The organism is Streptomyces sp. NPDC024698, from assembly GCF_055559015.1.
The window spans coordinates 37245-63766 of the sequence record NZ_JBVHLK010000004.1 but is presented as its reverse complement, the minus strand read 5'-3'; the positions used below and the strand labels follow the sequence as shown (position 1 = coordinate 63766).

Annotated in this window: 29 protein-coding genes; 11 read left to right on the top strand and 18 right to left on the bottom strand. The window is 71.1% G+C overall.

The features are described from left to right. Positions 1-130: 130 nt before the first annotated feature. The gene (locus ACZ4AA_RS11235) at positions 131-325 is read left to right on the top strand and encodes a hypothetical protein (RefSeq protein WP_339130199.1); all 195 of its coding nucleotides are present in this window, start codon (positions 131-133) and stop codon (positions 323-325) included. Here ACZ4AA_RS11235 and ACZ4AA_RS11230 read toward each other — a convergent pair. Further along, positions 315-1223: a FadR/GntR family transcriptional regulator gene (locus tag ACZ4AA_RS11230; protein WP_467600298.1), complete on the bottom strand. Its 909-nt coding sequence runs from the start codon at positions 1221-1223 to the stop codon at positions 315-317. The genes ACZ4AA_RS11235 and ACZ4AA_RS11230 overlap by 11 nt on opposite strands. A 215-nt stretch (positions 1224-1438) precedes the next feature. Between ACZ4AA_RS11230 and ACZ4AA_RS11225 the strand changes: the two genes are divergently transcribed. Beyond that, the gene (locus ACZ4AA_RS11225) at positions 1439-1624 is read left to right on the top strand and encodes a hypothetical protein (RefSeq protein ID WP_037622368.1); all 186 of its coding nucleotides are present in this window, start codon (positions 1439-1441) and stop codon (positions 1622-1624) included. Between the two features lie 210 nt (positions 1625-1834). Here the strand turns inward: ACZ4AA_RS11225 and ACZ4AA_RS11220 are convergent, their stop codons facing one another. The 3 genes from ACZ4AA_RS11220 to ACZ4AA_RS11210 form a co-directional block, all read right to left on the bottom strand. Continuing rightward, positions 1835-3124, bottom strand: a complete 1290-nt coding sequence (locus ACZ4AA_RS11220; RefSeq protein WP_467599127.1) for a GNAT family N-acetyltransferase — start codon at positions 3122-3124, stop codon at positions 1835-1837. Between the two features lie 311 nt (positions 3125-3435). After that, positions 3436-4521 (bottom strand): asparaginase, encoded by a 1086-nt coding sequence (locus tag ACZ4AA_RS11215; protein ID WP_467599124.1) that lies wholly within the window; start codon positions 4519-4521, stop codon positions 3436-3438. A 144-nt stretch (positions 4522-4665) separates the two neighbouring features. Beyond that, positions 4666-5322, bottom strand: a complete 657-nt coding sequence (locus tag ACZ4AA_RS11210) for an RsiG family protein (RefSeq protein WP_467599121.1) — start codon at positions 5320-5322, stop codon at positions 4666-4668. Between the two features lie 195 nt (positions 5323-5517). Between ACZ4AA_RS11210 and dtd the strand changes: the two genes are divergently transcribed. Beyond that, on the top strand, positions 5518-5943 hold the full coding sequence (dtd, locus tag ACZ4AA_RS11205) for a D-aminoacyl-tRNA deacylase (RefSeq protein ID WP_467599118.1): 426 nt from the start codon (positions 5518-5520) through the stop codon (positions 5941-5943). 26 nt (positions 5944-5969) lie between these two features. On the opposite strand, the gene ygfZ is transcribed toward dtd, so the two are convergent. From ygfZ to ACZ4AA_RS11190, 3 genes are all read right to left on the bottom strand, one after another. Beyond that, positions 5970-6935 carry a CAF17-like 4Fe-4S cluster assembly/insertion protein YgfZ gene (ygfZ, locus tag ACZ4AA_RS11200; RefSeq protein ID WP_467599115.1) on the bottom strand — a complete coding sequence of 322 codons (966 nt, stop codon included), beginning with the start codon at positions 6933-6935 and terminating at the stop codon, positions 5970-5972. A gap of 43 nt (positions 6936-6978) precedes the next feature. Next, positions 6979-7404: a Fur family transcriptional regulator gene (locus ACZ4AA_RS11195; RefSeq protein WP_385399604.1), complete on the bottom strand. Its 426-nt coding sequence runs from the start codon at positions 7402-7404 to the stop codon at positions 6979-6981. A gap of 77 nt (positions 7405-7481) precedes the next feature. Next, positions 7482-8057, bottom strand: coding sequence for a heme-binding beta-barrel domain-containing protein (locus tag ACZ4AA_RS11190; RefSeq protein WP_467599112.1), 576 nt, complete (start codon positions 8055-8057; stop codon positions 7482-7484). Positions 8058-8731: 674 nt separating this feature from the next. Between ACZ4AA_RS11190 and ACZ4AA_RS11185 the strand changes: the two genes are divergently transcribed. Continuing rightward, positions 8732-9094, top strand: a complete 363-nt coding sequence (locus ACZ4AA_RS11185; protein WP_467599109.1) for a DsrE family protein — start codon at positions 8732-8734, stop codon at positions 9092-9094. A gap of 175 nt (positions 9095-9269) precedes the next feature. On the opposite strand, the gene ACZ4AA_RS11180 is transcribed toward ACZ4AA_RS11185, so the two are convergent. The 9 genes from ACZ4AA_RS11180 to ACZ4AA_RS11140 form a co-directional block, all read right to left on the bottom strand. Continuing rightward, positions 9270-9665, bottom strand: coding sequence for a VOC family protein (locus ACZ4AA_RS11180; RefSeq protein ID WP_467599107.1), 396 nt, complete (start codon positions 9663-9665; stop codon positions 9270-9272). Positions 9666-9699: 34 nt separating this feature from the next. After that, a complete protein-coding gene (locus ACZ4AA_RS11175; protein ID WP_467599104.1) occupies positions 9700-9963 on the bottom strand; it encodes a DUF3099 domain-containing protein in 264 nt (87 codons plus the stop codon). Between the two features lie 161 nt (positions 9964-10124). Further along, a complete protein-coding gene (locus tag ACZ4AA_RS11170) occupies positions 10125-10412 on the bottom strand; it encodes a DUF1416 domain-containing protein (protein ID WP_018527919.1) in 288 nt (95 codons plus the stop codon). Between the two features lie 30 nt (positions 10413-10442). Next, on the bottom strand, positions 10443-11288 hold the full coding sequence (locus ACZ4AA_RS11165; protein WP_467599101.1) for a sulfurtransferase: 846 nt from the start codon (positions 11286-11288) through the stop codon (positions 10443-10445). Between the two features lie 153 nt (positions 11289-11441). Then, positions 11442-11522 carry a putative leader peptide gene (locus ACZ4AA_RS11160; RefSeq protein WP_350310325.1) on the bottom strand — a complete coding sequence of 27 codons (81 nt, stop codon included), beginning with the start codon at positions 11520-11522 and terminating at the stop codon, positions 11442-11444. Between the two features lie 345 nt (positions 11523-11867). Beyond that, positions 11868-12611, bottom strand: coding sequence for an LmeA family phospholipid-binding protein (locus tag ACZ4AA_RS11155; RefSeq protein ID WP_467599099.1), 744 nt, complete (start codon positions 12609-12611; stop codon positions 11868-11870). Between the two features lie 178 nt (positions 12612-12789). After that, positions 12790-13935 (bottom strand): hypothetical protein, encoded by a 1146-nt coding sequence (locus ACZ4AA_RS11150; protein WP_467599096.1) that lies wholly within the window; start codon positions 13933-13935, stop codon positions 12790-12792. A gap of 8 nt (positions 13936-13943) precedes the next feature. Further along, the gene (locus ACZ4AA_RS11145) at positions 13944-14198 is read right to left on the bottom strand and encodes a MoaD/ThiS family protein (RefSeq protein WP_467599094.1); all 255 of its coding nucleotides are present in this window, start codon (positions 14196-14198) and stop codon (positions 13944-13946) included. A gap of 74 nt (positions 14199-14272) precedes the next feature. Beyond that, positions 14273-15172, bottom strand: coding sequence for an alpha/beta hydrolase (locus ACZ4AA_RS11140; protein WP_467599091.1), 900 nt, complete (start codon positions 15170-15172; stop codon positions 14273-14275). A gap of 255 nt (positions 15173-15427) precedes the next feature. Here ACZ4AA_RS11140 and ACZ4AA_RS11135 point away from each other — a divergent pair, with 255 nt between their 5' ends. After that, the gene (locus ACZ4AA_RS11135; protein WP_355759868.1) at positions 15428-16246 is read left to right on the top strand and encodes a response regulator transcription factor; all 819 of its coding nucleotides are present in this window, start codon (positions 15428-15430) and stop codon (positions 16244-16246) included. A 23-nt stretch (positions 16247-16269) separates the two neighbouring features. After that, positions 16270-17292, top strand: a complete 1023-nt coding sequence (locus tag ACZ4AA_RS11130; RefSeq protein WP_467599087.1) for a LacI family DNA-binding transcriptional regulator — start codon at positions 16270-16272, stop codon at positions 17290-17292. Between the two features lie 105 nt (positions 17293-17397). Here ACZ4AA_RS11130 and ACZ4AA_RS11125 read toward each other — a convergent pair whose 3' ends face one another. Beyond that, positions 17398-19155 carry a trypsin-like serine protease gene (locus ACZ4AA_RS11125; protein ID WP_467599084.1) on the bottom strand — a complete coding sequence of 586 codons (1758 nt, stop codon included), beginning with the start codon at positions 19153-19155 and terminating at the stop codon, positions 17398-17400. A gap of 464 nt (positions 19156-19619) precedes the next feature. Here ACZ4AA_RS11125 and ACZ4AA_RS11120 point away from each other — a divergent pair, with 464 nt between their 5' ends. From ACZ4AA_RS11120 to ACZ4AA_RS11105, 4 genes are all read left to right on the top strand, one after another. After that, positions 19620-20846 (top strand): S1C family serine protease, encoded by a 1227-nt coding sequence (locus ACZ4AA_RS11120; RefSeq protein ID WP_467599081.1) that lies wholly within the window; start codon positions 19620-19622, stop codon positions 20844-20846. A gap of 13 nt (positions 20847-20859) precedes the next feature. Next, positions 20860-21039: a hypothetical protein gene (locus tag ACZ4AA_RS11115; protein WP_467599078.1), complete on the top strand. Its 180-nt coding sequence runs from the start codon at positions 20860-20862 to the stop codon at positions 21037-21039. A gap of 78 nt (positions 21040-21117) precedes the next feature. Next, the gene (locus ACZ4AA_RS11110; RefSeq protein ID WP_467599075.1) at positions 21118-21849 is read left to right on the top strand and encodes a response regulator transcription factor; all 732 of its coding nucleotides are present in this window, start codon (positions 21118-21120) and stop codon (positions 21847-21849) included. After that, the gene (locus tag ACZ4AA_RS11105) at positions 21849-23291 is read left to right on the top strand and encodes a HAMP domain-containing sensor histidine kinase (RefSeq protein ID WP_467599072.1); all 1443 of its coding nucleotides are present in this window, start codon (positions 21849-21851) and stop codon (positions 23289-23291) included. The genes ACZ4AA_RS11110 and ACZ4AA_RS11105 overlap by 1 nt, the downstream gene beginning before the upstream one ends. A gap of 62 nt (positions 23292-23353) precedes the next feature. Here the strand turns inward: ACZ4AA_RS11105 and ACZ4AA_RS11100 are convergent, their stop codons facing one another. Then, positions 23354-25150 carry a bifunctional metallophosphatase/5'-nucleotidase gene (locus ACZ4AA_RS11100; RefSeq protein ID WP_467599069.1) on the bottom strand — a complete coding sequence of 599 codons (1797 nt, stop codon included), beginning with the start codon at positions 25148-25150 and terminating at the stop codon, positions 23354-23356. Between the two features lie 441 nt (positions 25151-25591). On the opposite strand from ACZ4AA_RS11100, the gene mshD reads away from it, so the two are divergent. Further along, a complete protein-coding gene (gene mshD / locus ACZ4AA_RS11095; RefSeq protein WP_467599066.1) occupies positions 25592-26518 on the top strand; it encodes a mycothiol synthase in 927 nt (308 codons plus the stop codon). Positions 26519-26522: the final 4 nt, after the last annotated feature.

The window sequence follows — 26522 nt, the reverse complement described above, 5'->3', positions numbered from 1 at the left end:
CCAAGTGGGGACAACCTAAGCAGAGTTGGTTACCAACTTGGCCAAGATGGCGGAAGTTTTGCCTCCCCTCTCCCGTCCATGGCGTCGATCACCCCGAACAGGTCACCGAAGAGATGCAGGAGGAACCACCATGCCCGCCATCACCCTCCTCTCCGCCGTCTTCGTCGTCGGCTGCGAGCAGCTCGTTCGATGGCAGTACGGACCGACGGGCATCGTCGGACTGTTGCTGCTCGCCGTCGGTATCAAGGCGAAGAACCCCACGTGCAGCTCCATCGGGGCCTGTGTCCTGGCCCTGCTGGTCGCGGGTCCGGCCATCAGTTCGTGATCAGCAGTTCCGAACTGATCGTCTCCCAGAGCGCGTCGAACCAGAGGTGGGACTGTTCCACGAACGTGGTGTCCCGCGGTCCCACCCCCTGGCCGAAGGGGAACAGCATCGACTGCGTGCCCTGGGCGTCGTACATCTCCAGGTACTCGTGGTCGATCTCCTCGCCCCGCCGCGCGAGCGTGTAGTACGCGAAGAGCGCCTCCGCCTCGTTGAGCAGGTACAGCTTCACGGGCGGGGTGAAGGGCAGCGCGCGGAACGAGACCCGCACGTCGATGCCGTGCGTGGTCCGCAGCGCCAGCAGACTGTGCCGCAGCACCCGCATCTGGGCGTTGCGCTGGGCCAGCCAGCGAAGCCGTGGACGGTCGTCCGAGCTGCCGTCGACCGAGGCGGGAAAGGCGAGGTCGATGTCCCGGCTGGGAAGCATCACCCGGACGTCGACCTTGGCCGGTTTCATGCGTCCGGCGTGAATCTCGCGCAACGGCTCGCCCATGGCGAGGGTCAGCGACACCGCGGTCAGACACAGCGCGTCGATCTCCACGTGCGGGACCTCGAAGGCCGCCGTGATCCGCGGCGCGAGCGCCACCATGGTGGACTGCGGCTGGGCCTGCGGCCCGGTCAGCGCCCTCTCGGGATGGTCCGCGACCGTCGCAGGACTCCCCTTGGACACGTTGGCGAGCAGGTGCTCGGACTGGAGGATGCGCAACGCCTGGCGCACCGCGCCGCGTTCGACGCCGAACTCTCCGGCCAGTTCGGCCTGGGTCGGCATGCGCTGGCCGGCCCGCAGCTGACCGGACCTGATCCGGCTGCGCAGCTCGTCGGCCACCTCTCGGTGTGACCTCGGCGGCCGTGGTGACCTGTTCCGCCCGTTGACGACGGCATGCTCCGGCTCCACAACCAGAACCCTACAACTTCCCGCCATCTTTTGGCAGTTGCCGGATAGGTGGTTATGAGTCGTCCCAACACGGAGATAAGTAAGAGTGAGTTGGTAGCCAACTTGCACAACATGGTCAAACTTCCGGAGGGTTGGCCGCCGAGGACCGTCGGAACACGCGACGGCCGGGGCGGACGGTCCTCAGCGGGGGTCCGCCTCCCCGTCCCGAAGGAGGGACCGTCATGCCGCTCGTCGCCCTCGCCGTCGCCGCCCTGGCCATCGGATTCGAGCAACTCATCCAGTGGGAGTACGGGCCGATGGGCATCATCGCGTTCGTCGCGCTGTCCGTCGGGCTCAAGGCCCGGAACACCACCGTCAGCGGCATCGGGGCCGTGATCCTCGTGATGCTGCTCGCCCAGTCCGGCTGAGCGGACCCCGTCGTCCGCCGGTCCGGCTGACCGCGCTCCCTTCCGGAGGGGAGCCGGGAGCCCGGTCAGTCAGCACCACCGCACCACCCCGTACCACCACAACTGAATCGCTACGGATCAATGGTCGAAGCCGGGGCAACCGCCGCGGCGACCGCAGGAAGCGTCACCCGCACCCGCACGGAAGGAGAACCGCCCGCAGACAGCCACGGTTCAGAAGACGTCCGGGCACCACGGTCGCCTGGACGTCCGCAGCAGGGCGTCGGCCAGACGGGCGGCGCCCTCCCGCCGTTCCCCGACCCGGCCGAGCTCCACCAGCCTGACCGCCGACTCGTCCCCGAGCCACAGGGTCGACAGATCGGCGATGGAGAGCGACAGGTCCGCCTCCTCGGCGGTCGGCACGCAGGTCGCCGTGCCGTCCGAAGCGGCCCGGAGCCGGTAACGGCCGCCGTCGGGACCGCTCTCGTCCACCACGTCCAGCACGAGCGTGCCCCCGGTCCCGTACGTGCGCGCCTCCAGGGCCCGTACGACATCCAGGATCCGCACCCAGAGCCAGTCCGAGTGGCGGGTGACGCGGGCGGCGCGCGGGTCGGGCAGGAACTGGGGCAGCAGGTCGTCGGGGGCGCGCCGGCCGGTCCTGACCCGGGTGATCCAGTCGATCGAGCAGAGGTAGGTCCACAGGGCGCGCTCGGCCGCCGGCGTCACCGCGAGCAGCCAGTTCACCTCCGCCGTGTTGCCGGGCTGGTTGGAGTCGCCCCAGGTGTCGTCCGCCGTGTAGGAGACCAGGCCCTCGATCTCGCCCGACGCCGAGCGGTACGACGCGTAGAACGGTTCCTTCCAGGTGCCGCCGAACCGCAGCAGGCCGGTGTTGACCTGCCACCACCGGTTGTCGCGGTCGACCACGCCGGGCCGGCCGCGCCGGAACCGCTCGTGCAGTTCGGGGCCCGCCTTGCGTACGTCCTCGGCGTCCAGCAGGTCGATCCGGGCGCCGTCTGCCGGACCCGCCCAGCGGGGGTCGAGACCGGTGCGCGGTACGTCGACGGTCCACTCGGTGGCGGTGGTGGCCGGGCCGAAGCCGTAGCGGCCGTAGATCGGGTACTCGGCGGCGATGAGCGTCGCGACGACATCGCCGCGCTGCCTCGCCGCCGCCAGGTCGGCCTTCATCATGCGGGTGAGCAGACCCCGGCGGCGGTGCGTGGGCGAGACGGTCACGTTGGAGATCGCGTCCGCCGGGACGGCCGCCCCGCCGACCGCTGTGAGCTCCTGCGGGAACGACCTGAACGTCGCCACGCAGCGGGAGCCGTCGAACGCGCCCAGGGTCCTCGACAGGATGACCCCGGAGGCCCGGTTCTCCAGCTCCTCGTCCGAGACGGCCGGCTGCTGGAGGAACCCCGTCTTCAGGGCACGCAGCCAGTCGGGGAGATCGGGGACGGTGATCGGCCGTACGCCGATCGTGTCGCCTGCGTTCGGGCGGGGGGCGTCGCTGGCACCGTGCGGGGTCATGGGACCACGCTAGGCGGCCCCCGGCCGGGGTGTCGCGGGATTTTCCCGCACCTGGCACCCCGGCACGACACCGGCCTCGGACCCTGACCGGACACCGGCCTCCGGCTCTGACCGGACCCCCGGCTCGCGGCCGGGCAGATCCCGGCCTCGTACGCCAGGCGTGCCCCGCCTCACGACCCCGGCGACCCCGGCCTCGTGCCCCGCGAAGACCCTCGCCTCGCACTCCGGGCGCCCCCGGACCCAAGGCCCCTGCCATCGGCTGAGGCGGACCCCAGGTCCCTGGTCGGGGCTCGGCCGCTGTGTCCCCGGAATCAGAAGGCCGCCCGGATCTCGCCCACCTCTCGGGCGCCGCCCAGCAGCGGTGCGCTGCCGATGCGTGTCACCACCGGCGCGTCCACGCCCAGCAGGGACAGGGCACGGGCCAGGACGGGACCCAGCGCACGGCCGCCACCGTCGTCGATCTTGAAGGCGAGGGCGCGGCCGTCGGGCAGGGCGACCGCCTGGACGGCCTCGGCGCCCATCTTGGACAGGACACCCGGGACCTCGCGCATCAGCCAGGTGTCGGGGCGACGGGTGCCGGCGACGTACTCGGGGTGGGCGCGCATGGCGTCCGCCACCCGGCGTTCGGCGGAACCCGGGGCCGCCAGGACGAAGGAGCGGAAGGCACGGGCGAGACCCGTGAGGGTGATGGCCATCAGGGGCGCCCCGCAGCCGTCCGTGCCGACCGCCGCGACGGGCTCCCCGGCGGCCTCCTCGACCACGGAGTGGATCAGCTGCTGGAGGGGGTGCCCGGGGTCGAGGTAGGACTCCGTGGGCCAGCCGCGCTGCGCGCACACCGCCAGCATCGCCGTGTGCTTGCCGGAACAGTTCATGGTGACACGGTCCCGGACGGCACCGGAGGCGAGGTAGGTCTCGGCCTCGACGGGGTCGAGCGGCAGGTCCGGCGGGCACTGGAGCTGTCCGGCGTCCAGCCCGTGCTCGACGAGCATCTTCTGGACCAGATCACGGTGGAAGATCTCGCCGGAGTGGCTCGCGGCCGCGAGGGCGAGGCGCTCCCCCGCGAGGTCCAGGCCCGCGCGCAGGATGCCCACCGCCTGCATGGGCTTGTTCGAGGAGCGGGGGAAGACCGGTGCCGTCACGTCGCCGAGCGCCAGCTCGACGCCGCCGTCGGCGGCCAGCACCACCAGACTGCCGCGGTGGTGCCCCTCGACGAAGCCGGAGCGCACGACCTCGGCGAGGACCGGGAGCGCGACGGACGCGGGAGTGGGGGCGGGAGCGGGAGCGGCGCCAGGTGTGCCGGGGACACCGCGAGTGCCGGGGCTGCGGGTCTCACCCGGTGCACCCGGTGTGCCGGCGGATATGGACGGGCCTTCGGACGTGCGGGGAGCTGCGGACATCGGCGGTGGCCTTCCGGAACGGGGACCCGCTCGGAAGGCGGCGGCCGGGTCGTGGCCCGGACGGCGCCCCGCCTGCGCGGAGCGGAATCACGCCTCTTGGAACCCGGCGCGCCCCTCGGCCCCGGGATCGCCGGGGCCGCCACGTCACATGAGCAGGTCGTCTACTTGTGCTTCCCCTTCACGGTACCTGCGGGCGATCTCGGCGCTGCAATCGTCGGCCGTGCGCTGGAGCCGCTGGCGCCGCCGGGAGACCTGCTGTTCGTAGCGGACGAGGCGGCCGAGACCCGCGCCCAGCTCGTCGTCCGTCCGGGCGTTCAGGTCCGACAGCTCCACCTCGGCGAGCATGTCCGCGGCCAGCGCGCGGTACTCCTCGCCGTGCGGGGTGCCCACGGTCACATGGCGGGCCGAGGAGCGGTACCGGGCCGGCGCGTCCGTCAGGATCTCCGAGAGCCGCTCGACGACGGAGGGCTTCCCCCGCTCCGCGGGCGAGAGGTGTCCGGCGGCCGGGCCGGACAGCCGGCGCTCCCCGCGGCGCGCGAGCTCCGCGCGGAGGATGTCGATGCGTCCCTGGAGCAGCCGCCGGACATAGCTGAGGTCGGCCTCGTCCCGCTGGGCGTCCCGGCGCAGCGTCCGCAGTTCGGGCAGCCGGAGCACGGTGATGCCGGTCAGGGCCGGATCGGCCGCCAGCGGGGCGCTGTCCGTGCGCTGCACCGGCGGCCGGGCCGTGATCGCTTCCGCCCGTGCGTCCGTGCGGGTCAGTGACACGGCCGCGATCTGCTGCCCGGTCCTCGATGTGCTCATGTACCTCTACCGTCCCCTCGACCGGCACGGTCCGCCCAACGGCCGGACCGCAACACCCCGCATGGTGCCACCCCAGATGGCCGCTATGTGACCGAGTGACCCGATCGGCCCCAGATGGCGGGTTGGTTACCCCGGAAAATCACGCGAAGGGCCCGCACCCGCGCGACGCAGCCATGACACGGCATCATGGTCCGCATGCGTGCGGTGGTGCAGAGAGTGGACGGCGCGAGCGTCGTCGTGGACGGTGAGACGGTCGGCGAGATCAGCGGCGAGGGCCTGTGTGTCCTGGTCGGGGTCACCCATGGGGACACCAAGGAGAAGGCGGCCCAACTCGCCCGCAAACTCTGGTCGGTCCGGATGCTGGCCGACGAACGGTCCTGCTCCGACGTCGACGCGCCGCTGCTCGTCATCAGCCAGTTCACGCTGTACGGGGACGCCCGCAAGGGCCGCCGTCCCACCTGGAACGCGGCCGCTCCCGGCGATGTGGCCGAGCCCCTGGTCGACGAGGTCGTCGCCCAGCTCCGCGCACTGGGCGCCACCGTGGCCACGGGCCGGTTCGGCGCCCGGATGCGGGTCTCGCTGACGAACGACGGCCCGTTCACCGTCCTCCTGGAGATGTGAGCCGCGGGGCCCGGCCGAGGTGAGCCCTACGGCTCGACCACGACCTCCTGCGCCGCCGCCGTGGAGTCCGCCATCAGCGGGGCGTCCACCGGCACGTTGCGCTTCACGAGGGCCAGGGCGATCGGGCCGAGTTCGTGGTGGCGTACGGAGGTGGTGATGAAGCCGATCGTACGGCCGTCGGGGGTCCCGTCCGCGACGCGCAGCTCGGTGCCGTGCGGGGGCAGGACCACCTCGCTGCCGTCCAGGTGGAGGAAGACCAGCCGACGCGGGGGCTTGCCCAGGTTCTGGACGCGGGCGACGGTCTCCTGGCCGCGGTAGCAGCCCTTCTGGAGGTGCACGGCGGTGCCGATCCAGCCCAGTTCGTGCGGGATGGTGCGGTGGTCGGTCTCGAAGCCGACGCGGGGCCGGTGCTGCTCGACGCGCAGGGCCTCGTGGGCGAGGAGTCCGGCCGGCGGTCCGGCCTTCTCCGCGAAGGACTCCAGGTCCGCGCGCGGCAGGAAGAGATCACGGCCGTACGGGGTCTCGCGGACGACGACTCCCTCGGGGACCTCGGCGATCGAACCGGCCGGGAGCTCGACGACGGCGAAGTCGGCGGTGCGGTCGGCGACTTCGACGCGGTAGAAGAACTTCATCGACTCCAGGTAGGCAACCAGCGAGTCCTGGGTGTCCGGTTCCGTGTGGATCCACACCGTCGTGCCGTCGTCGACGAGATACAGGGCGTGCTCGATGTGGCCGTTCGCGGAGAGGATCAGCGCCTCGGTGGCCTGGCCGGCCGGGAGGTCGGTGACGTGCTGGGTGAGCAGCAGGTGCAGCCAGGCCAGCCGGTCGTCGCCGGTGACGGTGACGACACCGCGGTGCGCGAGGTCCACGAAGCCGAGGCCGTCGGCGAGGGCGCGCTGCTCACGGAACAGGTCGCCGTAGTGGGCGGCTACGCCTTCGTCCACGCCTTCGGCGGGAACGGCGCCCGGCAGGGACAGGAGGGGGCTCTTCATGGACATACACACTACGACCGCGCGGTCGCGGAATTTATTTCGGTCACTTCTGAAGGGCCTGGCAGTCCTTGCAGCGGCCGAAGATGGCGAAGTGCTTCATCTCCGTCTCGAAGCCGAAGGATTCCTGGAGCTTCGCGGTGAACTCGGCGGCGACGGAGACGTCGGCCTCGATGACGTTCGAGCAGTCGCGGCAGACGAGATGGATGTGATGGTGCCGGTCGGCCAGGTGGTACGTCGGCGCGCCGTGCCCCAGATGGGCGTGGCTGACCAGCCCGAGCTCCTCCAGGAGCTCCAGGGTCCGGTAGACCGTGGAGATGTTGACCCCCGACGCCGTCTTCCTCACTTCGCCGAGGATGTCGTCGGGGGTCGCGTGTTCCAGGGTGTCCACTGCTTCGAGGACAAGCTGGCGCTGAGGCGTCAGCCGGTAGCCGCGCTGCCTGAGGTCGCTCTTCCAGTCGGTGCTCACCACACTGGAAGTCTAGGACCATTCCCGGGGACGCCGCCCTGGGGGAACGGCAGGGCGGCCCGGGACCGCGCGGCGGGGTCCTACTTGAAGAAGGCGATTCCGTCGTCCGGCATGTCGTCGGGCAGGTCCTTGGCCCAGCGCTCGACGTCCTCCGGGGTGACGACCTTCTTCAGGTGCCCTGACATGTAGGGGCGCAGCTCGACCTCGGGGGTCTGCTTCTCGCCGACCCACATGAGGTCGCTGTTCACATAGCCGTACAGGCGCTTGCCACCGCTGTAGGGGCCGGAGGCGGCGGTGCGGGCGACGGCGTCGGTGACCAGGTCGATCTGCGGCTTCTTGTCGGCCAGCTCGCCGTACCAGATCTCGACGACGCCGTCGTCGCGGGTCATCACGACCTCGACCTTGCGGTCGGCGTCGACGCGCCAGAAGCCGGTCTCCGTCTCCAGCGGCCGGACCTTCTCGCCGTTCTCGTCGAGCACCCAGCTGTGCGAGCGGTACTCCAGGAAGTCCCGCCCGTCGTGCGTGAAACTGACCTCCTGCCCGAAGTTGCACTTCTCGGAGCCGGGGAAGTCGTGGACACCGACTCCGGCCCAGTCGCCGAGCAGGAAGACAAGGGGGACCAGGTCCTTGTGGAGGTCCGACGGGATCTCGATCATGAGCTGAACAGTTCCTTGGTGGGGGTCAGCGCTGGCCCTGGTACAGCTTCTTCACGGTCAGCCCCGCGAAGGCGAGCACGCCGACGCAGACCAGGACCAGCAGGGTTTCGAAGAAGATCTCCACGGGGTGCTCCTCGGTGAGCGGAACGGGTCCCCGCCCGGGCACGGCCGGGACGGGGGAGGTACACAAAGGCCGGGCCCCAGCTTACGCGGCTGGGGCCCGGCCCTCTCTTCCAGGTGGGCCTTGCCGGACCCGTCATCTCAGCCGAGCAGCTGGCTCTGGAGAACCACGGTCTGCTGGAAGGGGATCTCCGGCGCGGCACCCTTGCCGTGTCCGCGTACCGGACGACCTCGTCGACCGACACCTTCTCGGGAGACTCCCCGTCCCGCTCGGTCAGGGCGGCGCCCCGCAGCGCGTAGGCCGGTGAGTCGTGGTTCGCCACCGCGCCGACGGGGCACGCGTTCTGACGGCGCGTCCGCCGTCGTACCGGGACCGGCGAGCGCCGTGTCGTCGGACGCGTCCCCTCTTTCCGGTGTTTCGGAACCTTCGGGTCCTACCAAGACGTCCCCCCACAGAAGGTGAAGCACGGACTCCGTATCCGCGCACAGGAGACCCGTGGCCCACACACGGGGTTGTCCGGACGTTGATCACGATTCGGATTACGATGGCGGCCATGGCGAACAAGCTCGTGATCAAGGTGACGGCGGGGGCCGACGCCCCGGAACGCTGCTCACAGGCGTTCACCGTCGCCGCGGTGGCCGTGGCCAGTGGTGTGGAGGTCTCCCTCTGGCTGACCGGGGAGTCCTCCTGGTTCGCGCTGCCGGGCCGCGCCGCCGAGTTCGAGCTGCCGCACGCGGCGCCGCTGCCCGATCTGATCGACTCGATCCTGGCGGCGGGGCGCGTCACCCTGTGCACCCAGTGCGCGGCCCGGCGCGACATCACGGAGAAGGACGTCCTGGAGGGCGTACGGATCGCGGGTGCGCAGGTGTTCGTGCAGGAGGCGATGACGGACGGGACGCAGGCGCTGGTCTACTGACCGGGGGAACGCGCCGGTCCGCCGACCGCGGCCGCCCCCGGTTCACGGGCCGTCCCCGGTTCACGGGCTGCCCCCGGTCCGTGGGCTGCCCCCGGTCCGCGGGCCGTCCTCGGTTCACAGGCCGTCCTCGGTTCACAGGCCGCTCCTGATCCGGCTGTCCCCGGTCCGCGGGCCGTCACTGATTCCGTCGGCGCCGGCTGCGCGTGTCCACCCAGAGGCAGAACGGGTGGCCCGCCGGGTCGAACAGCACCCGTACGTCCTCCTGGGGCTGCTCCGCGGCGAGCCGGGCGCCTTGCTCCACCGCGTAGACGGTCTCCTCGGCCAGGTCGTCGACCTCGATGTCCAGGTGGAGCATCATCCGCTGATCGCCGGGCCCCGCGGGCCACACCGGCGGTGTGTAGAGCGGCTCGGTCTCGAAGGCGAGCGCGACCCCGCCGAACGGGGGCCCGATGAGCACCCAGTCGGGCTCCTCGGCCCGCACCTCGTACCCGAGCAGCCTCCGGTAGAAGTCGGCGAGTTCATGGGCGTCGGGCGCGTCGAGCACCACGGTGGACAACCTCGTACGCGACATAGACGCCTTTTCCGCTCCTACCGCTGCCTTCGGTTCACGGCTGCCGCCGCTTCTTGCCGTCCAGCTCGTCCCACCATTCGTCGGACTTCGGGTCTCCGGACGGGTCGTCCCACCATCGGTCATCGGGCCCCCGCCGGTTGGCCACCATCGCGGCGACCGGCGGGATCAGCATGGCCACCACGCACATGGCGACGGCCGCGGGAACCGACCACAGCCGCACGACCGACCACGCGAGGACGAACAGCACGATGCACGTCCCCATCATGGCGAAATACAGATGACGCCTGCGCGCGTACATACCACCAGCGTAGGCCCGGACAACCCGTCCGGCGCAGTGCCGGCGGGCCCGGGAAGCGGGCAAGCCGAAGGGCCGCACCCCGATCCGGTAAGCGTCCAACCCCCGGGGGTGCGGCCCTTCGGCCGTATCGTCGACCGCCGTCAGCGACGGCGGTCCGCCGTTCAGACGGCGATCGCGACCTCGGCGAGGCCGCCGGTCCGGGCGACGACCGTGCGGTCCGCGGTGCCACCGGGGACCAGCGCGCGGACGGTCCAGGTGCCCTCGGCCGCGTAGAAGCGGAACTGACCCGTCGCGGAGGTGGGGACCTCCGCCGTGAACTCGCCGGTCGAGTCCAGCAGACGGACGTAGCCCGTCACCGGCTCGCCGTCGCGGGTCACCTGACCCTGGATCGTGGTCTCACCGGGCTTGATCGTCGAGGCGTCGGGGCCGCCGGCCTTCGCTCCACACATATTTCGATTCCGTCCTTCAGGCCTTGGGGATTACTTGTTGGCGCCGAGCTCGATCGGCACGCCGACCAGGGAGCCGTACTCGGTCCAGGAGCCGTCGTAGTTCTTGACGTTCTGCACACCGAGGAGCTCGTGCAGGACGAACCAGGTGAGCGCGGAACGCTCACCGATGCGGCAGTAGGCGATCGTGTCCTTGGCGAGGTCGACCTGCTCGGCGGCGTAGAGCTCCTTGAGCTCGTCGTCCGACTTGAAGGTGCCGTCGTCGTTGGCGTTCTTCGACCACGGGATGTTGCGGGCGCTCGGGACGTGGCCCGGACGCTGCGACTGCTCCTGCGGCAGGTGCGCCGGGGCGAGCAGCTTGCCGCTGAACTCGTCGGGCGACCGGACGTCGACCAGGTTCTGCGAGCCGATCGCGGCGACGACGTCGTCACGGAAGGCGCGGATGGAGCTGTCCTGGGCCTTGGCCTTGTACGCGGTGGCGGCGCGCTCGGGAACCTGCGAGCCGTCGACCAGGTCGCGGGAGTCGAGCTCCCACTTCTTGCGGCCGCCGTCGAGCAGCTTCACGTTCTCGTGGCCGTAGAGCTTGAAGTACCAGTAGGCGTAGGACGCGAACCAGTTGTTGTTGCCGCCGTAGAGGACGACCAGCGTGTCGTTGGCGATGCCCTTCGACGAGAGGAGCTTCTCGAAGCCCTCCTGGTCGATGAAGTCACGGCGGACCGGGTCCTGGAGGTCCTTGGTCCAGTCGATCCGGATGGCGTTCTTGATGTGGTTCTTCTCGTACGCCGACGTGTCCTCGTCGACCTCGACGACCGCCACGTTCGGGTCGTCCAGGTGATCCTGGACCCACTCGGCGTCTACCAGGACGTCGCTGCGGCTCATGCTCGTTCTCCTCCGGGGCAGTTGCGGCGGGGTGGTGCGTTGTGGAGAGGGTGCGCGGTGCGATGCGTGCCGGTGAGAGGCTCGCGCGGCGCAATCGTGGCCCGGACAAGAGAGGTCCAGGGGCCCGGCTCGCGGAAGGCGGAAAGCTTCCGCTCAGAAGGTGCGACAGAGCATGGCGGCGACGCGGCACAGGTCTACTGCCCGCCGCTTCGTGAGATCCGCCTGTCGCTTCATGGGTCCGATCGTAGGGACGGACAGGCGGGCATGTCACCGGCGTGTCGGATGCTGAGACGCGATCGTCCGCACTGTGGGACGAGAGGGGTGTGAAGGCCCGGCCCGTACGGATTCCGGGGGCCGCGCCGGGAACGGGCCCGGTGACGGCATCTGCGGTACGGACGGAGCCGTCTCGCCTTTCGGACAGCCACCCTTCCGCAAGACACTCTTCACCCGCCGGACCGTCGCACTCGACGGTCCGGTCGGGCCTTCCGCCCCATGACGCGGCCGCCCGAACGCCCGGATGGCCGAGTGCCCGGACGCCCGAGGCCCGGACGCCTGGATGCCCGGACGCCCGGCTACCGACTACCCGACCAGCCGGACGTCCGAACCCTTCACCGAGATCTCCACACCGTCCGGCGCCGCCTCGACCTTGTCGAGCTTGATACCGCCAGGGAGCTGCTGGATCTTCTGCTGGAAGTCGGTGATCGAGCGGATCCGGCCCTCGGCGAGCTGGACGCCCAGCTTGGGCAGGGAATCCGCGTGCACCTTCACGGTGTCGCCGGAGACGGTCACGGAACTGAGCACCGAGACGGGCTCGGGCAGCTTCGCACCGAGGACGGTCCCGGAGACGGTGACCTTGATCTTGCCGTTGCCGCCGTCGGAGAGGCCGATGACCTGGGCCCTGACCCCCGGCGCCACCTCCGAGGGCTCGGACCTGGCGGCCTTGAGCAGCTCGGCGTACGAGATCGACGCGGTGCCGGTGGCGCTGCCGGCGGTGGCGGAGCCGTAGCCGCTGCTGAAGGCGACGCCGTGCATCTCGGCGTCGAGGTCGTCGATGCGGATGGTGCGGGCCGAGGAGCCGGTGCCGCCGGTCGGTGCCTCGTAGTCCTTGATGCCGATCTTCACGTCGTCGAATTCCCCGGCGACGACCTGGGTGAGGAACGGAAAGCCCCCGATCGACACGTCGGGGGTGGACGCGAGGCCCTCGGTGCTCTTGATGCGGTCGGCCGCCTCGTCCTCCGCGAACCCGACCGCCACCCGGTCGGCGAGCACGAACAGTCCGCCGAGAACGACTAACAGAATCAGGGATATTCGCAGTGCGCGCATGCTCGTTGTTCCCCCACCTGGGACGGCCCCGTCTGGACGGCCTGGTGGCCACCGCATGCGAGCCTAACCCCGAAGGGCCCCCGGATCGGGGGCCCTTCGGGGTGCTTGTCGATCACCTGTGACGATTCGGCGCGGCACGGCGACCGGGTCAGGCGGAACCGGGAGTCCGGCCGGCCGGTCAGCCCAGCGCCCGTCCCAGCAGGTAGACCGCCGGAGCGGCGGCGGCCAGCGGCAGCGCCACGCCCGCGGTGAAGTGGACGAAGCGGGACGGGTAGTCGTAGCTCGCCACCCGGTGCCCGATCAGCGCGCAGACGCCCGCGCCGAGGCCGAGGAAGGCGCCCTGCGTGCCCAGGTCCGTCATTCCGCCGACCGCGATACCCGCGCCCGCGGCGGCCAGCAGCGCGACGCCCACGGATGCCGCTGTGGGCAGCGGCAGCGCGCGGGCCAGGATCGCCGCGGCGACCGCGGCCGTGCCCACCGTGACGGCGTCCGGCTCGGCCGCCAGATGCCCGGTCGCGATGATCGCCAGCGCCGCGGAGACGACGGTCGCCATCAGGCCGTACATCCGGGTGTCCGGGTCGGCGTGGCTGCGCAGTTGCAGCACGAGGGTCAGCAGGACCCACACCCCGAGGGTGCCGAGGATCGCGGCGGGCGCGTTCTCGCGTCCGGCGGCCAGGAGCGCCACGTCGGCGGTCACCGCGCCCAGGAACGCCAGCGCGATGCCCTGCCGGGCGGGCCACATCCCGTTCAGCCGGAACCAGCCCGCCGCGGTGACGGCCTGGAGCAGGACGAGCGGGACGACGAGGGCGTACTGGCCGATCGCCGCCGTCCCGGAGAGCAGCAGCGCGAGCAGCGCCGTCAGCGCGGCCGGCTGGATCCCCGGCTCGATGACGGGCGAGCGTCCCTCGGCGCGGGCGCGCTGGGCGTCGGTGACCCGGTTCTGTCCTGTGACCGTCGCGGGTCCGTAGGCGACGCCGGTCCCGTCCGCGCTCTCGGGCAGGGTCCCGCCGTCATGCGACGGGCCCCCGGCTCCGGGTGCCGGGGCGCTGCCGGGGTTCCAGGCCGGGGCCTCGGGCGGCAGGGGCGCTCCGACGGCACCGCCGAATCCCTGGGGCTCGCCGTAGGTCTGGTAGCCCTGCGGAGGCAGGTTCGAGGGGTCGGCCTCCTGGACCGGCGCGTGCGCCTGTGTCTCCCAGGTCCGCCCCTCCCACTGCTGGGTGTGCTGCTGCGGCGGCCAGTCGGCTCCCTGCGGGGGCTCCTGGTGCTGCGGCTGCTGATACGGGTCGTATCCCTCGCGGCGACCCTCGTACGGCTGGTTGCTCATCGTCTCGCTCACCCTCCTGCGAACGGCGGGAGCACCTCGACCGTGCCGCCCTCGGCCAGCCGTACCGTCTCATGCCCGCGGGTCCCCACGGGATCACCGTCGATCAGGAACGAGCATCGCCGCAGGACGCGGACGAATTCGCCGGGGTGTCGTTCACGGGCCGTGTCGAGTGCCTCGGCGAGCGTGCCGGCGTCGTACGGCTCGTCGCCGACGCCTGCCGCTGCCTTGGCGGCGGCCCAGTAACGCACCGTGCCCTTTGCCATCTCGTTCCTCGATCGGAGATTCGTGTGTGCTGGTGTGTGGTGTCCGCGCATCTGTTTGCGTGAACCCCGCCAGGCTAGGCCCTGTCACCCGCGTGGGTGGCGCCCCAGTCCCCGATGCGGGTGAGGAGGTCGTCGGTGGCGGCGTTCTCGGCGTGGCCCATGCCGTGCTCCAGCCACAGCCCGGCGTGGCCGCCGGAGGCCTCGGCCAGCGTGCGCGGGTGGTCGAGGGGGAAATAGCCGTCACGGTCGCCGTGGACGACGAGGAGCGGAATCGGCGCGATGCGCGGGACGCACTCGACAGGGGAGGCCGGCACCGGGTCCCAGTCACGGTGGTCGATACGGGTCCGCAGCCCGACCCGGCCCACGATCCGGCCCTCCGGACGGGTCACCAGCCAGTGCAGCCGCCGCATGGGGGCCGTACCCCGGTAGTACCAGCGGGCCGGCGCGCTCACCGAGACCACCGCGTCCGTACGGGCCCGCGCGCGCCCCTCGTCCTCGTGCTCCCGGCCGGACACGGGCCCGCCCAGGAGGGTCTGCGACGCCTTCTGCCCGTACAGCGCCGCGTGCCGCAGCACCACCGAGCCGCCCATCGAGAACCCGACCGTCACGATCCGGGTGTGCCCGAGTTCACGCGCCCAGGCGACCGCCGCGGCCAGATCGAGGACCTCGCGGTCACCGACCGTGGAACGGCCGCCGGACCGGCCGTGGCCGCGGAAGGAGAAGGTGACCACCGCTCCACGGCGGGCCAGGACACCGGCCGCGCGGCGGACGTGCGGACGGTCCAGATCGCCCGTGAATCCGTGTGCGACGATGAACGCAAGGTCACCGTCCGACTGCGTTCCGGGGTCGTGAGCCGCGTCGATCGTCACCCCGTCGGCGGTACGCAGAAACGTCCGCAGAGGGGCGCGCGGCGCCGTCTCAAGGCGTGGACTCTTGGAAGATCGCGTCACTTGACCTGCCGGACCAGGGCTCATGTGGGCTATTCTGCTGGGCATGAGGACTCGGGCAGAGTAGCCCCCGGGTCCTTTTGTGCTTTCGGAAGCGTTGTATACGAAGCGGGAAACCGCAGGTGTACAGCCCTTGGGAGGGCGCTGCGGATCCCTCGGCGCACGGGAACCGCATGGACAAGAGCAGTGCCGCAAACGTCCTCGCAGGGACCGAGGAGGAACCGACGTTATGGGCGAGCGAACCGTGCACGAAGGCAGGACGACCCGAGCGGGTGAGTCACGATGAGTTCTCTTCTGCTCCTGACCAACGCCCTTCAGCCGTCGACGGAGGTGCTTCCCGCTCTCGGCCTGCTGCTGCACAACGTGCGCGTGGCTCCGGCGGAAGGCCCAGCCCTCGTCGACACCCCAGGTGCCGACGTCATCCTGATCGACGGACGGCGTGACCTCCCGCAGGTGCGCAGCCTGTGCCAGCTGCTGCGCTCCACGGGACCCGGCTGTCCGCTCGTCCTCGTCGTGACCGAGGGCGGTCTCGCGGCCGTCACCGCCGACTGGGGCATCGACGACGTCCTGCTCGACACGGCGGGACCCGCCGAGGTCGAGGCGCGCCTCAGGCTCGCGATGGGCCGCCAGCAGATCGTCAACGACGACTCCCCGATGGAGATCCGCAACGGCGACCTCTCCGTCGACGAGGCGACCTACAGCGCCAAGCTCAAGGGCCGGGTCCTCGACCTCACCTTCAAGGAGTTCGAGCTCCTGAAGTACCTCGCGCAGCACCCGGGCCGCGTCTTCACCCGCGCCCAGCTGCTCCAGGAGGTCTGGGGCTACGACTACTTCGGCGGCACCCGGACGGTCGACGTCCACGTACGGCGTCTGCGCGCGAAGCTCGGTCCCGAGCACGAGTCGCTGATCGGAACCGTCCGGAACGTCGGATACCGATTCGTTACCCCGGAGAAGGTGGAGCGCGCCGCGGACACCGCGAAGGCCAAGGCGGCCCAGCCAAAGCCGGATGATGCGGACGAGACGGCGCACCCGGACGGGACCGCTCCCACGCAGGCCGCCGCGCAGCCCCAGGAAGCTGCCGTACGCCCTGCCCAGAGGTAGGTCCATCCGCGTAGACTCCGCGCGTGGCCAAGGTGACTAGGGATGATGTGGCGCGGCTGGCGGGTACTTCCACCGCCGTCGTCAGTTATGTCATCAACAACGGACCCCGGCCGGTCGCCCCGGCCACGCGCGAGCGTGTACTCGCCGCGATCAAGGAGCTGGGGTACCGGCCCGACCGGGTCGCCCAGGCCATGGCCTCGCGGCGGACGGAGCTCATAGGCCTGATCGTGCCGGACGCGCGCCAGCCCTTCTTCGGGGAGATGGCGCACGCCGTCGAACAGGCCGCCGCCGAGCGCGGGAAGATGGTCCTGGTCGGCAACTCCGACTACATCGCCGAGCGCGAGGTCCACTATCTGCGGGCCTTCCTCGGCATGCGGGTCTCCGGACTGATCCTCGTCAGTCACGCGCTGAACGACCACGCGGCCGCCGAGATCGACGCCTGGGACGCCCGTGTGGTGCTGCTGCACGAACGTCCCGAGGCGATCGACGACGTCGCCGTCGTGACCGACGACATAGGGGGCGCCCAGCTCGCCACCCGGCACCTGCTGGAGCACGGGTACGAGTACGTGGCCTGTCTCGGCGGCACGGCCGAGACGCCCGCCGTCGGCGACCCCGTCTCCGACCACGTCGAGGGCTGGCGCCGCGCGATGCAGGAGGCCGGCAAGCCGACCGAGGGACGCCTCTTCGAGGCCCCGTACAACCGCTACGACGCCTACAGGGTCGGCCTCGAACTGCTCGCCGGACCGCACCGGCCCCCGGCCATCTTCTGCTCCACCGACGACCAGGCGATCGGTGTCCTGCGCGCCGCGCGCGAGCTGCGCATCGACGTGCCCGGGCAGCTGGCGGTCGCCGGGTTCGACGACGTCAAGGAAGCGGGCCTGACCGACCCTCCTCTGACAACGATCGCATCGGACCGCTCGGCGATGGCCCGCGCGGCCGTGGACCTCGTCCTGGACGACGGCCTGCGGGTGCCCGGCTCCCGCCGCGAGCGGCTGAAGCTGTTCCCCTCCCGCCTGGTCCTGCGCCAGTCCTGCGGCTGCGAGTAGCCCCCGCGGCACCTCCCGCCTCTCACCACCCGGCCGACAGCGCAGATCCCCGCGCCCCTGAGGGGACGCGGGGATCTCCGTGTGCCGTACCGGGCCTGGCGGGGCCTAGAACAGCAGGTTGTACTGGTTGAAGCCGGTACCGAGGCTCTTGCGGGTGCCGAAGAGGCTGCTGGAGGCCTTGCCGGTGCCGGGGTAGAGCCAGAGCGTGCCGCCCGAGTCGCGGGCCACGACGTCGGCGATGCCGTCACCGGTCACATCGCCGTTGGCCACGGACGAGGTGAAGTTCCAGCCCGTACGGGCCTGGATCCGCGCGGAGAACGGGGTCTTCTCGACCTGCGTGCCGCGGTAGAGGTACAGCACGCCGGAGCTGTTGCGGACCAGCAGATCGGCGCGGCCGTCGCCCGACAGGTCGCCGTGACCGAAGATCTTGACGTTCTTCCACGCCTTGTCGACGATCTTGACACGTCCGTAGAACTGGCCGGTGCCCTTGCCCGGGTAGAGGTAGACCGAACCGTCCGTGTCCACCGCGACCAGGTCGGGGCGGGCGTCACCGGTCAGGTCACCGGGGACGGCGTACGACGTGTAGCTGCCCCACACCGAGCTGATCTGCATCCACTCGAACTCGCCCGAGCTGTGGTTCATGTAGCTGCGGTAGAGCTTGCCGTCACCCTTGTCCCGCATGATCAGGTCCTGGTAGAAGTCCCGGTCCAGATCGGCCTGGAGGACCCAGCTCGCGTTCTGCCAGCCGTTGCCCTGATAGGCGCGGGCGGCCAGCGAGGTGCCCTTGCTGTCCTGCTCGAACAGACCGCCGGAGGGCGTGCGCTCCAGCAGGTCGGCACGGCCGTCGAACGTCAGGTCCGTGTCGTCGATACGGGGCTGGGCCGCCCACGTGTACGAGGACACCTTGGTGAAGACCGGGTAGGCGCCCTTGGCGGTGCAGCCGGAGACACCCCAGGAGACGATGCCGATGATCTTGCCGCCGAACATCACCGGGCCGCCCGAGTCACCGTTGCACGGGCTCTTGGTGCCCTCGTCGACGCCGGTCGCGGGCGTTCCCGCGCAGAACATCGAGCCCTCGACGAAGTCGTCCTCGCCGAGGACCGTGTTCATCGCGCTGTTGCAGGTCGCGTCCGAGACCAGCGGCAGGGTGACCTTGCGCAGGTTCGCCGACAGGTCGGCGTCCGCCGCACCCGAGGTCAGACCCCAGCCGTAGACGGTCGCGGAGTTGCCCGCCTTGTACGAGGCGCTGTCGCCCGAGGACACCAGCTTCGCCCACTGCTGTTCCAGCGGACGGTCCAGGGTGAGGACCGCGACGTCGTTCTGGAGGGTCGAGTTGTTGAAGTGCGGGTGGTTCCACTGGCGGTGGACGCCCGCGACGGTGCCGTTGGCGCTGTCCAGCAGACCGGTGGCACCGGCGACGACCGCGCCGTTGTCGACCCAGTCGAGACCCGCGACGCAGTGGGCCGCCGTCAGGACCTTGTTCGGGGCGACGAGGGTGCCGCCGCAGAAGTAGCCGGTCCCCGCCGCGCTGTCGTAGTAGGAGAGCTGGACCATCCACGGCGCCGAGGAGATGGCCGTCTCGCTGCCGCCGATGATGAACGGCGCCTTCTTGGGTGCCGTGCCGGGGGTCGCCTGGCTCTTGGCGGCCTCGACGACGCGGTGGCGCAGCTCCTTGTCGGAGGCGGTCGGCGCGGGCGCCGCGGTGGACCGGGCGACGCTCGCGTCGGGCAGTCCGGCCGGGTCACCGGCCGCGGAGGCGGGCTGTGCCGCGAGGGCACCGGCGCAGGTCAGCGCCAGTGCGAGAGCGGCCGTCGGCAACGCCGTGGCGTGGCGTCTCCAGCGGTCGCGCAGGGCAGGTATCACTCAGGACTCCTGGTGTGGGTGCGTGTTCGTTCTCGTCACGGGCCCGAGAAGGGCGTACGACGCACCGGTCCGACCGTCGACGGCGAACGCGCGTCGACCTCGGACGTAACCGCGGAGCCCCCCTCCGGCCCGGGAAGCGTAGGCCTCACCGATCGCTCCGGACACGGCCTTCACAGGGGTCGGACGAGACTTCGTCCCCGGCGTTCCGGGACATCACCCGAGCGCAACCCGCCGTTGGCCGGAGCGGGGCGGAATCACCCGCCGTGCCCGCCCGGGTACGCAGCGACAGCGCGGCCGCACCTCCGGCGGATCCACGGGGAGGGCACACAGGCCGCTCTCAAGATCTCCGCAGAGCACTCCGAGACGGCGCACAGAAAGCGTCTTTATATCGGGCATACGAGGTTCTGTCGGGCTTCTCAGGGGCCACTCAGGGAGCTCTCATGATCGGGGGACAGTCTTTTTTCATGACCGAGAGCTTCCGCCGCAACGGCGAGTACCCCCAGGGCGACCACTCCGGGTCCGCGTACCCGGAGCAGCAGTCGCAGCCCTCCTCCCCCGTGAACCCCGAGTGGCCTCCGCCGCCGGCGTACGACCCTGCCGGTCCGGTCCACGTCGAGCCGGGCACCACCGTGTGGCCGGGAGCCGGTCACGGCGGCAGCGGCGGAGGCGGCGGTCACACCGCCGGCCCGTACGCCGGCCACCCCGGGCCCGACCCCGCCGACCACGCCGGCTCCACCGCGGCGTTCGCGACGGTGGCCCCCGGCCAGGCAGGACCGCCCGCGTCCGCCCCGGCCGGCCGGCGGCGCGCCAAGGGCCCGTTCGCGCTGCTCGCCGCCGTGGCGATCGTCGCCGCGACGATCGGCGGCGGCACGGCGTACGCCTTCCAGGAGCTCACCGGCAACGACACCGTCGCCGCGAGCAGCAGCACCAGCGCGAACGTGGTGCCCACCAGCCAGCGCGGCACGGTCGCGGGCGTCGCCAAGGCGGTCAGCCCGAGCATCGTCGAGATCGGCGCGACCTCGAACGCGGGCTCGTCCACCGGCTCCGGCGTGATCATCACGACCGGCGGGGAGATCGTCACCAACAACCACGTCGTCTCGGGCGCCTCCGAGATCAAGGTCCAGCTGAGCGACGGCAAGTCGTACACCGCGAAAGTCGTGGGCACCGACAGCAAGAAGGACCTCGCGCTGATCAAGCTGGACAGCGCGCCCTCCGGTCTGAAGCCGGCGACGCTCGGCGACTCCGACGGCGTCCAGGTCGGCGACCAGGTCGTCGCGATCGGCTCCCCCGAGGGCCTGACCGGCACCGTCACCAGCGGCATCGTCTCCGCCCTCGACCGTGACGTCACCGTCTCCACCGACGAGAGCCAGGGCCAGCAGCAGCAAGGCGGCGGCAACGGCCAGTGGCCGTTCGAGTTCGGCGGCCGGCAGTTCAACGGCGACACCGGCTCCTCCACGACGACGTACAAGGCCCTCCAGACCGACGCCTCGCTCAACCCGGGCAACTCCGGCGGCGCCCTCATCGACATGAACGGCAACATCGTCGGCATCAACTCCGCGATGTACTCCGCCGCTTCGGACTCCTCGTCCTCCTCGTCGAGCGCGGGCAGCGTCGGCCTCGGCTTCGCCATCCCGATCAACACCGTCAAGTCCGACCTGGCAACGCTGCGGGCCGGCGGTTCCGACAGCTGACCCGGAGGTCGCCATGATGATCAAGCGCGTACCGCACACCACGCCGGCCGCCGACGCGGCCGGACTCGTCCTCGCCCTGGCCGTCGCCCGCGAGCTGCACCCGCCCGTCCGGCGCGCCCCCGAACTGGCCCCCGCCGTCTCCCGGCCCAAGCAGCACCGGACCTCCGGCCGCCGCCGTACGGCACGCGGTTGATCCCCTCCGGGACAGCCAGGAACGTGCGAGGCTGAAAGCACCCGATCACGCCCATCCCACCCGAGGAACCCGACACCCATGAGCTCCGCCGAAGGCGACCGTGACACCCAGCGCATCCTGATCGTCGACGACGAGCCGGCCGTGCGCGACGCACTCAAGCGCAGCCTCGCCTTCGAGGGGTACGACACCGAGGTCGCGGTCGACGGCGCGGACGCCCTGGAGAAGGCGACGGCCTACCAGCCCGACCTGGTCGTCCTCGACATCCAGATGCCCCGGATGGACGGCCTCACAGCGGCCCGCCGGATGCGCGGCGCGGGCACCACCACGCCGATCCTCATGCTGACGGCCCGGGACACGGTCGGCGACCGGGTCACCGGGCTGGACGCCGGGGCGGACGACTATCTCGTCAAGCCCTTCGAGCTCGACGAACTCTTCGCCCGCATCCGCGCGTTGCTGCGGCGCAGCTCGTACGCGGCCATCTCGGGCGCGGTGGTCGAGGACGACGCGCTGACCTTCGGCGACCTGCGCATGGACCTGTCGACGCGCGAGGTCACCCGTGCGGGGCGCCCGGTGGAGCTCACCCGCACCGAGTTCACCCTGCTGGAGATGTTCCTGGCCCACCCGCGCCAGGTCCTCACCCGCGAACAGATCCTCAAGGCCGTCTGGGGCTTCGACTTCGAGCCGTCGTCGAACTCCCTGGACGTCTACGTCATGTATCTGCGCCGCAAGACCGAGGCGGGCGGCGAACCGCGGCTGGTCCACACGGTGCGGGGTGTGGGGTATGTGCTGCGGTCCGGTGGCGCGGAGTGATGCGCAGATTCAGAACCCTGCCCCTGCGCTCACGCCTGGCCCTGCTGGTGGCGGCAGCGGTGGCGTTCGCGGTGGCGGCGGTCTCGACGACCTGCTGGTTCATCGTCGAGGGCAAGCTGTACCACCAGGTCGACTCCCAGCTAGGTGGTGCGGACTTCAGGCTGAACGGGCCTCAGGTCACGGCGCTGCTGGCGACGTGCCCCAAGCACGTGGACGAATCGACCGACCTCATGCGCCCCAGGGACTATTACGTACAGCTGGTCAAACCGAACGGCGCGGCATGCGTGTTCGGCAGCTCCGCGGGTGTCGTGAAGACCACGGCACAGGACAAGAGCATCGCCGCGAACCCCGACCGGGACACGCAGACGTTCCACGACACCACCGATGCGGACGGCAACGCCGTACGGGTGCGGACCACGCCCCTGCTGGTGGGGTTCGGCCCCGGCGCCCAGCTCTATCCGGACGTGGCACTGACCATCGGAATCTCGCTGCGGGACACCCAGAAGACCCTCAACGACCTCGCCCTCGTCCTGCTGCTCGTCGGCGGCATCGGCGTCGTGGGCGCCGGGGCGGCCGGGCTCTGGGTCGCGCGGGCCGGGCTCCGGCCGGTGGACAAGCTCACGGACGCCGTGGAGCACGTCGCCCGCACCGAGGACCTCACCATCCGCATCCCCGTGGACGAGGACAGCGACGACGAGATCGCCCGCCTCTCCCGTTCCTTCAACTCGATGACCGCCTCCCTCGCCAGCTCGCGCGAGCTCCAGCAGCAGCTCATCGCCGACGCCGGACACGAGCTGCGGACACCGCTCACCTCCCTGCGCACGAACATCGAACTCCTCACCCGCAGCGAGGAGATCGGCCGCCCGATCCCCCCGGCGGACCGCAAGGCGCTGCTCGCCTCGGTGAAGGCGCAGATGACCGAACTGGCGGCGCTGATCGGCGACCTCCAGACGCTGTCGCGTTCCGACGCGGGGCACCCGGCCGACCGGGTGGAGGTCGTGGCGCTCCAGGACACCGTGGACGCGGCCCTGCGCAGGGCCCGGCTGCGCGGCCCCGAGCTGACGATCACGGCCCGGCTTGAGCCCTGGTTCGTCCGCGCGGAGCCCTCCGCGCTGGAGCGGGCGATCGTGAACATCCTCGACAACGCCGTGAAGTTCAGCCCCGCGGGCGGCACGATCGACGTCATGCTCAAGGACGGCGAACTCACCGTCCGCGACCACGGCCCCGGCATCCCAGGCGATGAACTCCCGCACGTCTTCGACCGCTTCTGGCGCTCCCCGAGCGCCCGCGCCCTCCCCGGCTCGGGCCTCGGCCTGTCGATCGTGGCCCGCACGGTCCAGCAGTGCGGCGGCGAGGTGACGCTGAGCCCCGCGAAGGGCGGCGGCACGATCGCGGCCGTACGGCTTCCGGGTGCTCCGACGGCCCCGCCCGACCTCCCCTGACCTGCTCCCGGTCATGAGCGAGCCCCCACCCGGGTCCGGGTGGGGGCTCGCCGCTCTTCGGCCTACTGGACGACCGTGATCCGGTCCGCCGCCGGGACCGGGTACGGCGTGGCGGCGGAGGAGTTGGACGTCAGGTAGGTGCCCAGCGCCGCCAGGTCGTCCTCGCCGACCCGGACGTTCGCGCCCTTGCCGAGCTCCGCGAAGCCGTCGCCGCCGCCCGCGAGGAAGGAGTTCATCGCGACGCGGTAGGTGGCGGCCGGGTCGATCGCGGTGCCGTTGAGCTGGACCGAGCCGACGACGACACGCGCCGCGCCGCTCTTGGTGAGGTCGAGGGTGTAGGTCAGGCCCTTGGAGATCTGGAGGATCTTCGGGGAGGCCTCGTTGGCTCCGCCGACCTGCTGCTGGAGCGCGGTGATCACCTGTGCGCCGGTGAGGTCGACCAGGTTGACGGTGTTGGCGAACGGCTGGACCGTGTACGCCTCCCCGTAGGTCACGACACCGTCGCCCTCACCGCCGCTCGACGCGTACGTGAGCCCGGCGCGGATGCCGCCCGGGTTCATCACCGCGAGGTCGGCCTCCGGGTCGACGGACTTGGCGTAGGCGAGCTGGGCGTCGGCGATCAGGTCGCCGGCCTGCGACTCGGTGCCGGTGTTGCCGATGTCGCCCGCGATGTAACCGAGGGGACGCGAGGCGACCGGCGCGGACAGCGCCTTCCACTTGGTGATCAGCGCGGTCATGTCGGGGGCCTTCGCGACATCGCGCGTGACCACGTGGTTCGCGGACTTCACCGCCGTACGGGCGATGTCACCGGTCCGGCGGTCGTACGTCAGCGTCGTGTCCGTGTACAGCCGGCCGAAGGAGGAGGCCGAGGTGACCATGCGGGGCCGGCCCGAGGGGTCGGGGATGGTGCACGCGTACGCCTGGTGGGTGTGGCCGGTGATCAGCGCGTCCACGGCCGGTGTGACGTTCTTGGCGATGTCGACGATGGGCCCGGAGATGCCGTCACCGGCGCCGGGGCTGTCGCAGTCGTAGTTGTACGCCGTCGACGCGGGCGCGCCGCCCTCGTGGATCAGCGCCACGATCGACTTCACGCCCTGGTGCTGGAGCTCCTTGGCGTACTTGTTGATCGTCTCGACCTCGTCGCCGAACTTCAGGCCCTTGACGCCCTCGGCGGACACGATGTTCGGCGTGCCCTCCAGCGTGACGCCGATGAAGCCGATCTTGACGCCGTTCTTCTTCCACACCCAGTAGGGCTTGAGGATCGGCTTCCCGGTCTTCTCGTCGGTCACGTTCGCGGCGAGGTACGGGAAGTCGGCGCCGGTGAACTTCTTGCCGCCGTAACAGCCGTCCGTCGGGTGGCAGCCGCCCTTCTGGAGCCGGCCCAGTTCCTTGGCGCCCTCGTCGAACTCGTGGTTGCCGACCGAAGTGACGTCGAGGTCGAGGCCGTTGAGCGCCTCGATGGTCGGCTCGTCGTGGAAGAGGCCGGAGATCAGCGGGGAGGCGCCGACCATGTCACCGGCGGCCGCCGTGATCGAGTACTTGTGCCCCTTGCGGGCGTCGCGCAGATGCGTGGCCAGATACTCGACACCGCCCGCGTCGACGGTCTTCGTCGTGCCGTCCGCCTGAAGCTCCGTGACCCGGCCCGAGGAACCGGTCGGCGGCTCCAGGTTGCCGTGCAGGTCGTTGAAGGACAGCAACTGGACGTCCTGATAACGGCCGCTGCCGTGATGGTGCTGCGGTGTCCTGTCGTCCTGGTGCGCGCTCGCCGGGATCGCGGCGGCCAGCGCCCCGACGGTGGCGAGCCCGGCGGCGGCCGCGAGGAGGCGGTGACTGCGTCTGAACCGGATCGTGGGCGGCATGGTTCCCCCTGGAGAACGGTGAGAGGTCCGAAGCGGTGTGCCGTGCGTGAGCCGGGCGGGTGGTGCGTGCCCTGTACGCCGCGCGAACCGTGTGTACGAGCACATGATGCCCGCGGCTTTGCACGCACTTTAGAATCAACGCGCGTAGCGCGAAAGGGGGTTCGGGATTACGGAGTGGTTGCCATCACCGCACCGGGAACCGACCATCACGCCACAGGGATCCCTCGGGCACACCGCCGGACTCCACCGCGGCCCGCCCGGGGCGCCGCCCGGCCCGCCCGCCCGGGCCACCGCCCAGGCCCCGACCCGGTCCGCGCCGACCCGCACGGGCCCCCTGACCGCACGTGCTCCGGTCTCCCCGGACCGTCCCTCCCCGCCACGTCCCGTGTCCGCGTCGCCCAACTCCTTGTCCCTCCACCGCCGAGCCGTACCCTCGTATGCATGACCAGCGACGACGCGGCACCCTTCGCCCTCTCCCGCTCCATCGAGGCCCACTCCGTGCTCTCTCCGGACCAGGCCGAGGACGTGCTCCGACTGCTCGCGGAAGCCGCTCGGGCCGATGGTCAGCAGGCCGTGTCCGAGCAGGGCCGGCTTCAGCTGAAGGGCGGAAGCCGTGACGGCGTCCGGCATCTCCTGCTGACGGTCGGCGACGAACTGATCGGCTACGCGCAACTGGAGGACACCGACCCGGTCGAGGCCCCGGCCGCCGAACTGGTCGTCCATCCGGCCCACCGGGGTCACGGACACGGGCGCGCGCTCGGCTCGGCGATGCTGGACGAGTCCGGGAAGCGGCTGCGGGTCTGGGCGCACGGCGGTCACTCCGCCGCCCGGCACCTCGCCCAGGTCCTGGGCCTCACCCTCTTCCGCGAACTGCGCCAGATGCGGCGCCCGTTGGAGAACCTCGACCTGCCCGAGCCGAAGCTGCCGGAGGGTGTGAGCGTCCGGACCTTCGTGCCGGGCCGGGACGACGCCGCCTGGCTCGCCGTGAACGCCGCCGCCTTCGCCCACCACCCCGAGCAGGGCTCCCTGACCCAGCGCGACCTGGACGACCGGACCGCCGAGCCGTGGTTCGACCCGGCCGGCTTCTTCCTCGCCTTCCGCGGCGACGAACTCGTCGGCTTCCACTGGACCAAGGTCCACGCCGAGGAGGGCCTGGGCGAGGTGTACGTCCTCGGTGTGCGGCCCGGCGCCCAGGGCGGCGGACTGGGCAAGGCGCTGACCACGATCGGACTGCGCCATCTCGCCGCGCAGGCCCTGCCCACCGCGATGCTCTACGTCGACGCCGACAACAAGGCGGCGGTGACCGTCTACGAGCGTCTCGGCTTCGTCACCCACGAGACGGACCTGATGTACCGGACGGAGTCCTGAGCTC

What these genes read in the sequence shown, in the direction of transcription:
- ACZ4AA_RS11215 (WP_467599124.1), bottom strand. Translation starts at nt 4,521, where the DNA reads ATGTCCGCAGCTCCCCGCACGTCCGAAGGCCCGTCCATATCCGCCGGC.
- ACZ4AA_RS11225 (WP_037622368.1), top strand. Translation starts at nt 1,439, where the DNA reads ATGCCGCTCGTCGCCCTCGCCGTCGCCGCCCTGGCCATCGGATTCGAG.
- dtd (WP_467599118.1), top strand. Translation starts at nt 5,518, where the DNA reads ATGCGTGCGGTGGTGCAGAGAGTGGACGGCGCGAGCGTCGTCGTGGAC.
- ACZ4AA_RS11135 (WP_355759868.1), top strand. Translation starts at nt 15,428, where the DNA reads ATGAGTTCTCTTCTGCTCCTGACCAACGCCCTTCAGCCGTCGACGGAG.
- ygfZ (WP_467599115.1), bottom strand. Translation starts at nt 6,935, where the DNA reads ATGAAGAGCCCCCTCCTGTCCCTGCCGGGCGCCGTTCCCGCCGAAGGC.
- ACZ4AA_RS11145 (WP_467599094.1), bottom strand. Translation starts at nt 14,198, where the DNA reads ATGGCAAAGGGCACGGTGCGTTACTGGGCCGCCGCCAAGGCAGCGGCA.
- ACZ4AA_RS11235 (WP_339130199.1), top strand. Translation starts at nt 131, where the DNA reads ATGCCCGCCATCACCCTCCTCTCCGCCGTCTTCGTCGTCGGCTGCGAG.
- ACZ4AA_RS11180 (WP_467599107.1), bottom strand. Translation starts at nt 9,665, where the DNA reads ATGTCGCGTACGAGGTTGTCCACCGTGGTGCTCGACGCGCCCGACGCC.
- ACZ4AA_RS11150 (WP_467599096.1), bottom strand. Translation starts at nt 13,935, where the DNA reads ATGAGCAACCAGCCGTACGAGGGTCGCCGCGAGGGATACGACCCGTAT.
- ACZ4AA_RS11105 (WP_467599072.1), top strand. Translation starts at nt 21,849, where the DNA reads ATGCGCAGATTCAGAACCCTGCCCCTGCGCTCACGCCTGGCCCTGCTG.
- mshD (WP_467599066.1), top strand. Translation starts at nt 25,592, where the DNA reads ATGACCAGCGACGACGCGGCACCCTTCGCCCTCTCCCGCTCCATCGAG.
- ACZ4AA_RS11100 (WP_467599069.1), bottom strand. Translation starts at nt 25,150, where the DNA reads ATGCCGCCCACGATCCGGTTCAGACGCAGTCACCGCCTCCTCGCGGCC.
- ACZ4AA_RS11160 (WP_350310325.1), bottom strand. Translation starts at nt 11,522, where the DNA reads ATGAAGCGACAGGCGGATCTCACGAAGCGGCGGGCAGTAGACCTGTGC.
- ACZ4AA_RS11220 (WP_467599127.1), bottom strand. Translation starts at nt 3,124, where the DNA reads ATGACCCCGCACGGTGCCAGCGACGCCCCCCGCCCGAACGCAGGCGAC.
- ACZ4AA_RS11140 (WP_467599091.1), bottom strand. Translation starts at nt 15,172, where the DNA reads ATGAGCCCTGGTCCGGCAGGTCAAGTGACGCGATCTTCCAAGAGTCCA.
- ACZ4AA_RS11185 (WP_467599109.1), top strand. Translation starts at nt 8,732, where the DNA reads ATGGCGAACAAGCTCGTGATCAAGGTGACGGCGGGGGCCGACGCCCCG.
- ACZ4AA_RS11170 (WP_018527919.1), bottom strand. Translation starts at nt 10,412, where the DNA reads ATGTGTGGAGCGAAGGCCGGCGGCCCCGACGCCTCGACGATCAAGCCC.
- ACZ4AA_RS11210 (WP_467599121.1), bottom strand. Translation starts at nt 5,322, where the DNA reads ATGAGCACATCGAGGACCGGGCAGCAGATCGCGGCCGTGTCACTGACC.
- ACZ4AA_RS11165 (WP_467599101.1), bottom strand. Translation starts at nt 11,288, where the DNA reads ATGAGCCGCAGCGACGTCCTGGTAGACGCCGAGTGGGTCCAGGATCAC.
- ACZ4AA_RS11115 (WP_467599078.1), top strand. Translation starts at nt 20,860, where the DNA reads ATGATGATCAAGCGCGTACCGCACACCACGCCGGCCGCCGACGCGGCC.
- ACZ4AA_RS11120 (WP_467599081.1), top strand. Translation starts at nt 19,620, where the DNA reads ATGACCGAGAGCTTCCGCCGCAACGGCGAGTACCCCCAGGGCGACCAC.
- ACZ4AA_RS11190 (WP_467599112.1), bottom strand. Translation starts at nt 8,057, where the DNA reads ATGATCGAGATCCCGTCGGACCTCCACAAGGACCTGGTCCCCCTTGTC.
- ACZ4AA_RS11155 (WP_467599099.1), bottom strand. Translation starts at nt 12,611, where the DNA reads ATGCGCGCACTGCGAATATCCCTGATTCTGTTAGTCGTTCTCGGCGGA.
- ACZ4AA_RS11110 (WP_467599075.1), top strand. Translation starts at nt 21,118, where the DNA reads ATGAGCTCCGCCGAAGGCGACCGTGACACCCAGCGCATCCTGATCGTC.
- ACZ4AA_RS11175 (WP_467599104.1), bottom strand. Translation starts at nt 9,963, where the DNA reads ATGTACGCGCGCAGGCGTCATCTGTATTTCGCCATGATGGGGACGTGC.